This is a genomic window from Pseudomonas baltica (assembly GCF_031880315.1).
Taxonomy (GTDB): Bacteria; Pseudomonadota; Gammaproteobacteria; order Pseudomonadales; family Pseudomonadaceae; genus Aquipseudomonas.
In genome coordinates this window covers 820,016-832,648 of sequence record NZ_CP134771.1, presented here as the reverse complement: position 1 = coordinate 832,648, position 12,633 = coordinate 820,016, and the positions used below count along the sequence as shown (strand labels likewise).

The following is a 12,633-nucleotide window of genomic DNA, read 5'->3' as shown; positions in this document are numbered from 1 at the left end:
AACGCGGGTTGCGCTCGCACGTGGCCTGAAAGCCCTCTGAATGTATAGATAGTTATTATCGACCCCATAGCATTATTCATTGAACGAATTGCCTCATACCTCCCGTCTGCGGAGTCAAATTCTTATGGATCGTCTGATTAGAGCTATAGCTCCTAATTCATGACCGCACTGCTGTATTTCCTCACGCTTTATCGAGCGAAGCGGTGCCCATGAGAAGAGTGAGCCTGAGGAAATAACCATGTTCTTGCACAACAAGCGTCTGCAATACACCGTTCGTGTAGCTGCACCCAATCCTGGCCTGGCCAACCTGCTACTGGAGCAGTTCGGTGGCGCACAGGGCGAACTGGCCGCAGCGGGGCGGTATTTCACCCAAGCGTTGGCCGAGGATGATCCTGGTCGTAAAGATCTGCTGATGGATATCGCCACCGAAGAGCTCAGTCATCTTGAGATCGTCGGCTCGATCATCGTCATGCTGAACAAGGGCGCGAAGGGTCAGTTGGCTGAGGCTGTCGAAGAGGAAGGTGAGCTGTACCGGGCTATCAACGGCGCGGGCAATGATTCACACATCACCAGCCTGCTCTACGGTGCGGGTGCGCCGTTGGTCAACTCGGCAGGGGTACCATGGACGTCGGCCTATATCGATACCATCGGCGAGCCTACCGCTGATTTCCGCTCGAATATCGCAGCAGAGGCGCGCGCCAAGATTGTCTACGAACGCCTCATGAACGTTGTGGACGATCCCGGTGTGAAAGAGGCGTTGGGCTTTCTGATGACTCGCGAGATTGCTCACCAGCTGTCTTTCGAGAAAGCGCTGCATGCCATCCAGCCGAACTTCCCCCAGGGCAAGCTGCCCGGCATGCCCGAGTTCACCAACAAGTACTTCAACATGTCCGGCGAACCCAATGTTCGTGGGCCATGGAATGAAGGGGAGGCGTGGGAGTATGTCGAAAGTCCGGCACCTGCCGTCGATGGTGGAGACGGTCTGGCAAGCGTGACATTGCCAGCGGCTGATCTGGACGTATTGGAGGCGCTCAAGGCTCGGACGATGTCGGATCCGATGAGCAATCCAATCACTGGCGCTGATCTGGGCTCTGGCTTTATGCAGGGCAAAGATGCCTGAGTAATGTCCCGCGACCGTTTTTCAGGTCGCGGGAACCCTTCTGCTGGAATCAGTTAGGCTTCTGAGCATTGATCAACGCCGGGCCCTTGGCAAATGGCAGTTGCCGGACCTGATCCTTGCTCGGCAGCCGTTTACGTGGAAGAGGCTCCAGGGTTTGAGTTTCTCCGGTCGTCAAAGCGCGCTCGACAGCCGCCAGGATACGCACGTCTCGCCATCCTTCTTCAGCACCCGCTTCGGGTGTCAGATCATTCAAGATACAGTCAGAAAAATACGCGGTCTCGCCGGCAAACTGATCGACCACAGGATGAGCATGCTCCTTGGTTTCGCCGTCTATGGTCGCGCGGTAGGTGATGCTGACGCCTTCGCCATAGCCGAAGCAGGGCGCCGCCTCTATCTCGCCTTTGGTGCCGATCAATTGAAACCTTTCGCTGCTCGGCAGGCTGTAGCTGACGGTGAACTGCGCGAGGCGTTCCTCAGGAAAGCGCAGCGAAACAGTCACCGTATCCGGTGAGTCGAGCGGACTGCCGGGGGAAGTGATGCCCATGGCGCTGACCTCGATGGGCTCGTCGGCGAACAACTGGCGCAGCATGTTCAAAGGGTAGGGCGCCATGTCCAGCACCGGGCCCGCGGCGAAGCCATGCTTCATCCGATGGTTGGTCGCCGGGACCTTTTGAGTGAACGTAGCGGTGAACACTCGGGGGTCGCCGAAATCGCCAGCGCGCACGCGCTCGATCATTTCCACCGTGCCGGGCTCGCAGTGCAGGCGGTAGGCAATCATTAACTTCGCCGCGCTGTTTTCAGAAGCGCGCAGCATCGCCAGGCAATCCTCCTCGCTGCTGGCCATGGGTTTTTCCAGCAGTACATGGATACCTGCCTCCAGCGCCGCCAGCACGAATTTGCGGTGATCGAAGTTAGGCGTCGCGACGTAGACCGCGTCGATCTCCCCAGAGGCGAGCAACGTTGGGTATTGTTCGTAACTGTAGCTTTTGAGGCCGTATAGGCTGGCCAATTTATCAGCCTTGACCGGGTCGCCCGTCACCAGCGCCGTCATGACCGAGTTTTGCGTCTGTCCCACGCCGGGCATGAAAGCGTCTTGCGAGATAAAGCCGCCGGCGACGACTGCGTAACGAATCTTGCCATTTGAATCGGGCATCTGAGCCACCTCCTGTATGGGCCATCGATTGATCGCCTTATCAAGAGTTGGCCGCAGCGCACATCATGAGTTCCGTTTGATTGACCCAGCTCACCCGCTGCGCACCGCTTGATCCCACCATGTGAGAGCATGGCGCCGTTCGTTGCACCAATGCTTGCCGCTCTTCGGCCCACGGGGTAAACCTTGGGTAACGACTGCCGCAGGAATGTCCATGTACCCGCAAATCGCCCACGTCGAAAGCGATCATCAGCTGCCCAGCCATGCCGACGTGGTGGTGATCGGTGGCGGCATCGTCGGGGTGTGCACCGCCTATTATCTGGCGCAGCGGGGCGTCTCGGTGGCGTTGGTGGAAAAGAGCGGCATTGCCCACGAACAGTCCTCGCGCAATTGGGGTTGGGTGCGCACCATGGGCCGTGACGTTGCCGAAATCCCTTTGGCGATCGCCAGTCTGAAGCTGTGGGATACCTGGGCCGATCAGCTCAAGCACGACACCGGCTTTACCCGCGCCGGCATTCTCTACGCCTGTGAGTCCGAGGCTGAAATGGCAGCCAAGCAGGCGTGGCTGGAGCAGGCCAAGCCCATGGGGATCGACGCCCAGTGGCTCGATAAACCGCAGATCGAAGTCTGCCTCGGGGCCGCAGTCCCGGGGGCATGGCAAGGCGCGCTGTATACGGCGACCGATGGCCGCGCCGAACCCGACGTCGCCACGGCGGCCATCGCCCAAGGCGCCCGCGCGCTGGGTGCCCGAATCTTCACGCGCTGCGCCGCTCGGGGCCTGGAAACCGAGGCGGGACGGGTCAGCGCGGTGATCACTGAGCGGGGCGAGATAAAGTGCAAGAGCGTGGTGCTCGCGGCAGGCGCCTGGTCGAGCCTGTTCTGCCGCAATCTGGGTATTCGCCTGCCGCAACTGCGCGTGCTTGGCTCGGTCATGCGCACCGCGCCGCTACCGGGCGGCCCGAATTGCGCGGTGGCCACCGACAAGGTGTCGTTCAGAAAACGCGCCGACGGTGGCTACACCCTGGCGATGCGCAACGCCAATATCGCGCCTTTGGTGCCTGACAGTTTTCGCTACCTGCCGGATTTCTTGCCGATGGTCAGGGCCCATCATCAGGAGTACCGGTTGCGGGTGACGGGCCAGAGTTGGCAAGAAATCAACACGCCTGGTCGCTGGGCCAACGATCAGCCGACGCCATTCGAGAAACAGCGCCTCTATGACCCAAGACCGGTTGACGCCTTTCTTGACGAGGCATTGAGGTCGCTCGCTCAGCAGTTTCCGCTGTTTGCCCAAGCGCGCATCGAGCAGCGCTGGGCGGGTTTGATCGACGTCACGCCGGACATCCTCCCAGTGATGGATGAGGTGCAGTCTGTGCCTGGGTTTTATCTGGCGACCGGGTTTTCGGGGCATGGCTTCGGGATCGGGCCAGGCGCCGGGCACTTGATGGCGGACCTGATCACCGGTGCTCAACCGCTGGTCAACCCCGCAGCGTTTCGTTTTGCCAGATTCGCCCGATGATCCACCGGGTGCGGCGTGGCGCTGACCGCAGGGCACAGGCGCTGGGCGATACTCTCGGCTTCGCGCTGCATCGCCTCGACCAGCCGCGACCGATAGGCATGGGTCAGGCGCGACGTCGGCAACGCACTGCTCAGCGCTCCCAGCGGTTCGCCCTCGGCGCCGCGAATCGGCACCGCCACACCGGTGTACAGCGGCAGGATCTTGTCGCTCAGGCCACAGGTATAACCCTGCGCGCGAACTTGAGTGACCGCCTCGCGTACCTGCGCCGCAGCGATGCCGTACTCGCGCAACAGTCGCGGCGCGTTGTGGGTGAGGATCTCGTTGCGCTTGGCGTTGGGCAGGTCGCTCAGCAAGGCCAGCGAGCCCTGGCCGACGCCGCTCAGCACCTTGGAGCCGACGTAATGGGCGAAGCTTTTGGTAGGGTTGTGGCCCTCCTGGATTTCCAGGCACAGGGCGTAGTAGCCGTCCTGCACGAACAGAAAAAAACTGTCCTGAAACGCCTCCGAGAGCCGCATCAGGGCAGGGCGCGCGTGCTCGCGCAAACCGCCGGTATTGCCCGCCTGGGCGCCGAGGGTCAGCAGCTCGTAGCCGAGAAAATACGGGCCGCGCAGGCGTGGCAGGCGCACGAACCCGTAGGACTTCATGGCTTTGAGCAGACGGTACAAGGTCGCTCGGCTCAATTGGGTGTCGCTGCTCAGCGCCTCGATGCTGGCGCCCTGTTCGCCACGTGCGGCGATGGCCTGCAGAATTTCGAAGGAGCGGTCCAGCGTTTGCGTGCCTTGGGTACTGCAGCGTTGCACGCGTGGCGCAATCGGATCGTTTTGGGGCATGTTCGCCTCTCGTGGGAAACAGACGATTGCCGGCCCATGATCAGCCTGGGCTGACCTAGGCTGAGCATCAGTACACAAATGATGATCGCCAGGTTCTGGTCGATCATTGCGTTGCAATTTTCAGGCCTTGCGAATATTGAAGGGCTGTTTTGAAGGAGAGCATCCATGCAGCAACAACGCGTCGCGTTGATTTCCGGTGCCAATCGCGGGATTGGCGAAGCGATTGCCAGGCAGTTGGTGAGCAGCGGTTGGTGCGTGTCGCTGGGCATGCGTACGCCCACATCGGCGGCCTGGCATGCCACCGATACGGTGCAGGTAGTGCCCTACGATGCTACCGATGCAGCGGGCGAAGCGCGGTGGGTCAGCGCGGCGCTGGAGCGTTTCGGGCGCATCGATGCAGTGGTGGCCAACGCGGGCCTGATGATCGCGAAAACCGTTGTCGAAGCCGACGAGGCCGACATGGACGCGCTGCTGGAGGTCAACGTCAAGGCACCACGCCGACTGGCCGCCGCTGCCTGGCAGGCGTTGAGCGTGAGCGGCAGGGGGAGGGTGATCATCATGGCGTCGCTGTCTGGCAAACGGGTCAAGTCAGCCGGCTCGAGCCTGTATTCGGTCAGCAAGTTCGCCGCGCTGGGCCTGGCTCACGGCCTGCGCCACAGTGGCTGGGAGCTGGGTATCCGGGCCACGGCGATCTGTCCGGGTTTCGTCGCCACCGACATGGCCCGCCGCCTGAGCACCCGCGAGGACGCGCAAATGACTGCCCCCGCGGACCTGGCGCTGCTGATCAATACCTTGCTCGACCTGCCCAACGAAGCGAGCGTCGCGGAGTTGAATATCAATTGCCAACTGGATGACAGCTACTGATGCCTGGACCTCGCGTAGTACCCGTGCAGGGTGATGAACAACTGCCTGACCGCGTCGATGCGGTGGTGATCGGCGCCGGCATCATCGGGGCGTCGACGGCATTGGAGCTGGCCGAGCGCGGCTTGCGCGTGGCGCTGTGCGAAAAAGGCGGCGTCGGCCATGAGCAATCGAGCCGCAACTGGGGCTGGGTGCGCATATCCCGCCGCGATCCTCGCGAGCTGCCGTTGATGGCCCACGCGCTGCAACTGTGGGATGGCCTGGCGGCGCGCATTGGCAAGGATGTTGGCTACACCCGCGCCGGCATTCTGTTTACTTGCGCCGACGACCAGAGCTACGCCGAGCACGAACGCTGGAAGCGCAATCTGGAGGACTACCCCGTCAGTGCGCAGATGGTGTCTGGTGCCGAGCTCAACCGCCTGTTGCCAGAGGTCAACCGCTTGCAGGTCAAGGGCGCGCTGTATACCCCGGATGACGGCCGCGCCGAGCCGCAACAGGCGGCCCCGGCGATTGCCGAAGCTGCGCGGGCCAAGGGCGCGTCCATCTTCACCGAATGTGCGGTGAGGGGGATCGAGCGCTCTGCCGGGCGTGTCAGTGGGGTCATCACCGAGCGTGGAACGATTGCCTGTTCGTCGGTCGTATTGGCAGGCGGTGCGTGGTCCAGTCTGTTCTGCTCGCCGCTAAGCGTGCATTTGCCGCAGTTGAAGGTGCTCAATTCAGTGATCCGCACCACGCCCATGGAGGGCGGCCCGGAATCGGCCATCTGGACCAGCGAATTCGCCATTCGCAAGCGTCAGGACGGCGGCTATACCGTTGCCTCGGGCCATGAAAACATCGCCGACATCGTGCCGGATTCGTTTCGCTACGCACGGCAGTTCTGGCCGGCGTTCAAGCACGAACATGCGTCATTGTCGCTGCGCCTGGGCCAGCGTTTTTTCCAGGAAGCGCTACTGCCACGGCACTGGGCATTGGATGAAGCGAGTCCGTTCGAATACCGCCGGGTGCTCGATCCGGTGCCTTCCATCCGCCAATCGAACCGCGCGCTGGCAAACCTGGCCAAGGCATTCCCGATCTTCAACAACGTGCGCATTGCCCAGCGCTGGGGCGGCATGATCGACGTCACCCCCGATGCGGTGCCGGTCATCTCGGCGGTGGATGCGGTGCCGGGATTTTTCATCGCCACGGGGTTCTCCGGTCACGGCTTCGGCATCGGGCCGGCGGCGGGGCGCCTGATGGCCAATCTGGTGACGGGCGAGACGCCTATCGTCGACACCAAGGCGTTCAGCTTGTCGCGCTTCAGCGATGGTTCGACCCCTATGCCCATTTCCGGATTCTAGAGGCCCGACCCTACGCCAGATACATCACGCAGCAGCCTAGAAGCTCGCCAGAACGAGCCAGGTTTCATCGGTTACGACGACTTCAGGCGCAAGCCACCTGCCTTCATTGTTTACAGGAGCTTCAGCATGTCGCAGCGCGATGATTCGGAAAACCGCCACAGCCTGCTCAACCCTACGCGGCGCCAGGCGCTGGCGATGGCCATTATCGGTGCCGCCGGCACGATGTTGCCGCTCGGGCGCTCTGGCCAGTCCTTTGCGGCCATGCAACCCACGGCGAGCGGGCAAGTGATCATCGGGCTGTCGCAGGAGCCAACTGTCTTCAACCCGCACATGCCCCACATCGAGGTGGACGAAGGCATTCACTGGAATGTGTTCGATCCGCTGTTCGGGATTTCCCCGAGTGGCGAGTTCGTCCCGGCCCTGGCGGTAGAAGTCCCGACCGTGGCCAATGGCGGCATTTCGGCCGATGGCTTGCAGTGGAAGGTCAAGCTGCGCAACGACGTCAAATGGCACGATGGCACGCCCTTTACCGCCGAGGACGTGAAATACACCCTGGAGCTGATCGTGTCGCCGACATTCCGCAGCGGGCGCCGCGCCGGGCATGATCTGGTCCGCGATATCACCGTGGTTTCGCCCGAAGAAATCCACTGGCGCATGGAAAAATCCTACGCTCCTTACGCGTCGATTCTGTCCTGGACGTTCATGGTGCCCAAACACGTGCTGTCGGCCGCCACAGACGTCAACAGTGCGCCCTTCAACAATGCGCCCATCGGCACCGGGCCGTTCAAATGGGCCAGCCGCGTGGCCGGCGATCATATCCAGCTCAAGGCCAACCCGGATTACTACGGCACCGTGGCGCAGATCGACAGCGTGATTTTCAAGTACATCCCTGACCTGACCGTGCTCTATACCCAATTCAAGACGGGCGATATCGACGTCACCGCCATGCAAGGCATCTCCCCGGATCACTATGAAGAAGCCAAGGGCCTGGCCGAGCGCAATGTAGTGATTCTGCCGGTGGCGACGGTCGAATCCCTGGCGTTGAACATGGAGCGCCCGCAGTTCAAGGACCCGGCGGTGCGCAAGGCGCTGTACCTGGCCATCGACAAGAAAACCATCATCGACGAGCTTTACTACGGCCTGGTGCTGCCCACCGAAACCTACATGCCGCAGCAATCGGCGTACTACAACCCCAACCTGCCCAAGCAGAGTTTCAATATCGACGAAGCCAACAAGATCCTCGACCAGGCTGGCTGGAAGCCCGGCGCCGGGGGTATTCGGGAGAAGGCCGGGGTGCGCCTGTCCTTTACCAACTCGACCACCGCCGGCAACCAGATCCGCGAGCAGGCGCAGCAGTTCATCCAGCAAACGTGGCTGTCCATCGGCGTCGAGATGAAGATTGCCAACCTGCCGCCAGCGGTCATGTGGGGTGACTACTGGATGCAGTCCAAATTCGACTCGGTGGTGGTGGGCATCAATTTCCTCACCGGCGCCGATCCGGATACCCGCGATTACTTCGGCTCGACCTCGATCAGCGCCAAGGGCGGCGCCGGGCAGAACACCACGCAGTACAGCAACGCCAAGGTCGATGAGTTGCTCGCCCAAGGCGCGTCCTTGCAGGACGTGGCGCAGCGCAAGGCAGTGTACGTGCAGGTGCAGGACATCATCCGTGCAGACCTGCCGATCCTGCCGCTGTTCCAGTACACCTATGTGCGTGGCTACAAATCGAAGCTCAAAGGCTTTGCCGGCAACATCAACCTGCGCATCGAACCGTGGAACGTGAACACCTGGTCCTGGACCTGATTGCCCCTCAGCGCCCGGCACGTTCGCTGGGTGTGGTTCTGCTTTCAGAAGGAACACGCCATGCCTCGATACATCCTCAACCGCCTGGGCCAGAGCGCAATCGTACTGGTGCTGGTATCACTGATCGGCTTTGTGGTGCTCAACCTGGCACCCGGCGGACCGATGTCGCAGTTCGCCCTCAACCCTGGCATGAGCCAGGCCGAACTTGATCGTATCGCCGCGCAGATGGGCCTCGATCGGCCGCTGATGGTGCAGTACGTCGAGTGGTTCTCGCGCCTGTTCATCGGCGACTGGGGCCACTCGTTTCGCGATGGCAGGCCGGTGCTCAGCGTGATCGCCGGTCATCTGCCGGCCACGCTGCTGTTGATGGGCACGGCCACGGTGTTTTCGGTCATCGTCGGCACCTGGGTCGGAGTGCTTGGTGCGGTGCGGCGCTATTCGGTATTCGACACGCTGGCCACGGTGGGGGCGATGGTGGCGTTGTCGATTCCGACGTTCTGGTTCGGGCTGGTGGCGATCTTTTTGTTTTCATTGCACCTGGGCTGGTTGCCGGCGGGCAACATGTACACCATCGGCGACCAGTCGGTGGGCGACTACGCAATCCATCTGATTTTGCCCGTGGCCGTCCTGGCGCTGGTCAACGTTGCGATCTGGAGCCGCTACATGCGCTCGGCCACCCTGGACGTCATCGATCAGGACTTCGTGCGTACCGCGCGGGCCAAAGGCTTGCCGTACCGGCGGGTCCTCACCCATCACGTGATCCGCAACGCGCTGCTGCCGATGATCACCCTTGCCGGGTTGCAGATCCCGACCATTCTGGGCGGGGCGCTGGTGACTGAAACGGTGTTCACCTGGCCGGGCATGGGCCGTCTGTTTCTCGACAGCCTGGGCTACAGCGATTACCCGGTGATCATGGGCATTCTGATGTTTTCGGCCATCCTCGTGCTGCTCGGCAACCTGCTTGCCGATCTGCTGGTGGGTGTCGCCGATCCCCGCGTCCGACTCGGTTAAGGTTAAGGTTAAGGGAGCACTGCACATGACCACTGCCACGTATCTGCGCTCGTCTGCACGCCTGAGCTGGCTGAGCAACCCGACGCTGGCGCGTTTCATGCGCCATAAACTGGCGGTGCTGGGCGTGGTGATGATCACCCTGCTGGTGCTCGCCTGCGTATTCGGGCCCGCTCTTTTGCACTACAACGACCTGTCCATCGACATCCGCAACCGCTTCTCGCCGCCGCTGACGGGCAGCCATTATCTGGGCACCGACGCGCTGGGTCGCGATACGGCGGCGCGCTTGCTCAACGCCGGGCGGATCTCCCTGACCGTGGGGTTTTTCGCAATGCTGATCAGCACCGTGATCGGCACCCTGATCGGCGTGGTCGCCGGCTACTATCGAGGCTGGATCGGCGCGACGTTGATGCGTTTCGTCGATGCCTTTCTGTCGTTTCCCAGCGTGTTTCTGGTGCTGGTGCTGGCCGCCTTCATCAAGCCCAGCCCGTTGATGATCACCCTGATCATCGCGGTGACCAGCTGGATGGAAATCTCGCGCATCGTCGAGGCCGAGATTCGTTCGTTGCGCGAGCGTGATTTCACCCTGGCGGCGCGCATGGTGGGGGCCAGCAATCGGTGGATCATGTTTCGTGAACTGGTACCGAACGCCATCGGCCCCATCATCGTCGCGGCGACCCTGACCATCGCCAACGCGATTCTGCTGGAGGCCTACATCAGCTTTCTCGGCTACGGTATTCAGCCGCCGCTGCCGAGCTGGGGCAACATGCTCAACGCCGCGCAACAGTACCTGGGCAAAGCGCCGTGGCTGGCGATCATTCCCGGCCTGGCGATCACCCTGGCGGTGACCAGCTTCAACTTTATCGGTGACGGCCTGCGCGATGCGCTGGACGGCAGGAGCGACCTGAAATGAACGCAGACGAAAAGATCGTCGTCAGCCATCTCAGCGTTGCCTTTCGCCGAGGCAGCGGTTATGTGCCGGTGGTGCACGATATCAACTTCAGCATCCGCGCCGGCGAGACCTTGGCTCTGGTCGGCGAGAGCGGTTCGGGCAAGAGCGTGACCAGCCTGGCGATGATGAAACTGCTGGCGGCAGCGCCCAGGACGCGCATCGAAGGCAGCGCCGTGGTGGCTGACAGCAACGGCCACCCGATCGATCTGGTGGCGATGAGCGAACAGCAGATGCGCCATGTGCGCGGCAACCGAGTGGCGATGATCTTTCAGGAGCCGTTGACCTCCCTGAACCCGGTGCACAGGATCGGCGATCAGATCGCCGAGGCCATTCGTTTTCACGAGCACCTGGACAAGGCCCAGGCGCGAGCCCGAGCGCTGGCCTTGCTGGAGCAGGTGGGGATCTCGGAGCCTGCGCGGCGCATGGAGAGCTTCCCCCATGAACTGTCCGGCGGCATGCGCCAGCGGGTGATGATCGCCATTGCCCTGGCCATGGAGCCCGACGTGCTGATCGCCGACGAGCCGACCACGGCGCTGGACGTCACGGTGCAAGCGCAGATCCTCGATCTGTTGCGCACGCTGCAAAAAAAGAATGGCATGGCGATCTTGTTCATCACCCACAATTTCGGGGTGGTGGCGGAAATCGCCGACCGCGTGATGGTCATGTATGCCGGGCGTATCGTCGAGCAGGGCAGTGTCACTCAGGTGCTCGCATCGCCGCGCATGCCCTATACCCGAGGCTTGCTGGCCGCCGTACCGCGCTTCGAACACGCCGGGCTGGGGCAGGGTGAGCTGGGGACGATCCCGGGCTTTGTCCCCGACCCGTCGGCGCCGCCCAGCGGGTGTGCGTTCCATCCACGGTGCGCTTTCAGCATCGCCGGACGTTGCGATACCCAGGCGCCGGTGTTCGAGGAGGTAGAGCAGGGTCACCAACTGCGGTGTGTACGCTGGCAGGAGTTGCCTGCCGGTATCGAGTTCGCCCAAGGAGGCGTTAGATGAAACAGCCGCCCTTGATCGAGGCCATTGGCCTGAAAAAGTACTTCCCGGTGCGCAAGAAACTGTTCGTCAACAGCCGTGGGCGCGATGACAATCTGGTGCGCGCCGTGGATGGCGTCGACCTGTCCATCGCCCGAGGTGAGGTGCTGGGGCTGGTCGGCGAGAGCGGCTCGGGCAAAAGCACCCTGGGGCGCAGCCTGATGATGCTCGATCCACCGACGGATGGGCATGTGGTCTTCGACAATACCGAAATCACGCCCTTCAACGACCGTTTGCTGAAACCCTATCGCAAGCGCATGCAGATGGTCTTCCAGGACCCTTATGGCTCGCTGAACCCGCGCATGACCATTGGCGAGATTCTCGCCATGCCGCTGCGTTTTCACGCCAAGGACCTGGACGCCCAGGGACGCCGCCACAAGGCCGAAGAGGCGCTGCACACCGTGGGCTTGCCGGCGCAGTACCTGGACCGCTATCCCCACGAGTTTTCCGGTGGCCAGCGCCAGCGCATCGGCATCGCCCGCGCCTTGACCCTCGAGCCCGAATTCATCATGGCCGATGAGCCCGTGTCGGCGCTCGACGTGTCGGTGCAGGCGCAGGTGCTCAATCTGTTTTCGCGCATCCGCCAGCAAATGAACCTGACGATGCTGTTCGTCACCCATGACCTGGCCGTGGTCGGGCATATCGCCGACCGCGTGGCGGTGATGTACCTGGGCCGCATCGTTGAAGTGGCACCCACCCGCGAGCTGTTCAGCCACCCGCGTCATCCCTATACCGAGGCGCTGATGTCGGCGATCCCCATGCCGAACCCAGGGCAGCGGCGCCAGCGCATCGTTTTGCAGGGCGATATTCCCAGCCCGATTTCACCGCCCTCCGGATGCGCCTTTCACACCCGCTGCCCTTATGTGCTGCCCGCGTGCAGTCAGGCGCGACCGGCGCTGCGCCTGATCGGCCCCGAGCACGCCACGGCCTGCATCCGTGATGATCTGTCGCTGATCTCGCCCCTGCATGAACAACGCGAGACGCTCTGTGAACCCCCGCGCCGGGAGAGTGCGGTATGAGGT

The 12,633-nt window shown here is 62.3% G+C and carries 11 protein-coding genes; 9 read left to right on the top strand and 2 right to left on the bottom strand.

All coding sequences use genetic code 11. The annotated features are described in order from the left end of the window. Window positions 1-238: 238 nt before the first annotated feature. Window positions 239-1,120: a manganese catalase family protein gene (locus REH34_RS03660; RefSeq protein ID WP_226504885.1), complete on the top strand. Its 882-nt coding sequence runs from the start codon at window positions 239-241 to the stop codon at window positions 1,118-1,120. A 49-nt stretch (window positions 1,121-1,169) separates the two neighbouring features. On the opposite strand, the gene REH34_RS03655 is transcribed toward REH34_RS03660, so the two are convergent. Then, on the bottom strand, window positions 1,170-2,273 hold the full coding sequence (locus REH34_RS03655) for a Gfo/Idh/MocA family oxidoreductase (RefSeq protein ID WP_311970803.1): 1,104 nt from the start codon (window positions 2,271-2,273) through the stop codon (window positions 1,170-1,172). A gap of 211 nt (window positions 2,274-2,484) precedes the next feature. On the opposite strand from REH34_RS03655, the gene REH34_RS03650 reads away from it, so the two are divergent. Next, entirely contained in the window at window positions 2,485-3,786 is a 1,302-nt protein-coding gene (locus tag REH34_RS03650) for an FAD-binding oxidoreductase (protein ID WP_311970802.1), read from the top strand. Here the strand turns inward: REH34_RS03650 and REH34_RS03645 are convergent. After that, the gene (locus REH34_RS03645; protein ID WP_311970801.1) at window positions 3,735-4,616 is read right to left on the bottom strand and encodes an IclR family transcriptional regulator; all 882 of its coding nucleotides are present in this window, start codon (window positions 4,614-4,616) and stop codon (window positions 3,735-3,737) included. The two genes, REH34_RS03650 and REH34_RS03645, sit on opposite strands and share 52 nt — an antisense overlap. A 165-nt stretch (window positions 4,617-4,781) precedes the next feature. Between REH34_RS03645 and REH34_RS03640 the strand changes: the two genes are divergently transcribed. The 7 genes from REH34_RS03640 (at window position 4,782) to REH34_RS03610 (ending at window position 12,630) form a co-directional block, all read left to right on the top strand. Continuing rightward, window positions 4,782-5,480 (top strand): SDR family NAD(P)-dependent oxidoreductase, encoded by a 699-nt coding sequence (locus REH34_RS03640; RefSeq protein ID WP_311970799.1) that lies wholly within the window; start codon window positions 4,782-4,784, stop codon window positions 5,478-5,480. Then, a complete protein-coding gene (locus REH34_RS03635; protein WP_311970798.1) occupies window positions 5,480-6,814 on the top strand; it encodes an FAD-binding oxidoreductase in 1,335 nt (444 codons plus the stop codon). The genes REH34_RS03640 and REH34_RS03635 overlap by 1 nt, the downstream gene beginning before the upstream one ends. 126 nt (window positions 6,815-6,940) lie before the next feature. Further along, window positions 6,941-8,617 carry a peptide ABC transporter substrate-binding protein gene (locus tag REH34_RS03630; RefSeq protein ID WP_311970797.1) on the top strand — a complete coding sequence of 559 codons (1,677 nt, stop codon included), beginning with the start codon at window positions 6,941-6,943 and terminating at the stop codon, window positions 8,615-8,617. A 60-nt stretch (window positions 8,618-8,677) separates the two neighbouring features. After that, window positions 8,678-9,628, top strand: coding sequence for an ABC transporter permease (locus tag REH34_RS03625; RefSeq protein WP_311970796.1), 951 nt, complete (start codon window positions 8,678-8,680; stop codon window positions 9,626-9,628). Window positions 9,629-9,653: 25 nt separating this feature from the next. After that, on the top strand, window positions 9,654-10,538 hold the full coding sequence (locus REH34_RS03620) for an ABC transporter permease (protein WP_226504877.1): 885 nt from the start codon (window positions 9,654-9,656) through the stop codon (window positions 10,536-10,538). Continuing rightward, the gene (locus REH34_RS03615; RefSeq protein ID WP_311970795.1) at window positions 10,535-11,575 is read left to right on the top strand and encodes an ABC transporter ATP-binding protein; all 1,041 of its coding nucleotides are present in this window, start codon (window positions 10,535-10,537) and stop codon (window positions 11,573-11,575) included. Before REH34_RS03620 ends, REH34_RS03615 begins: the two co-directional genes overlap by 4 nt. Continuing rightward, window positions 11,572-12,630 carry an oligopeptide/dipeptide ABC transporter ATP-binding protein gene (locus REH34_RS03610; RefSeq protein WP_311970794.1) on the top strand — a complete coding sequence of 353 codons (1,059 nt, stop codon included), beginning with the start codon at window positions 11,572-11,574 and terminating at the stop codon, window positions 12,628-12,630. The genes REH34_RS03615 and REH34_RS03610 overlap by 4 nt, the downstream gene beginning before the upstream one ends. The last annotated feature ends 3 nt before the right edge of the window (window positions 12,631-12,633 follow it).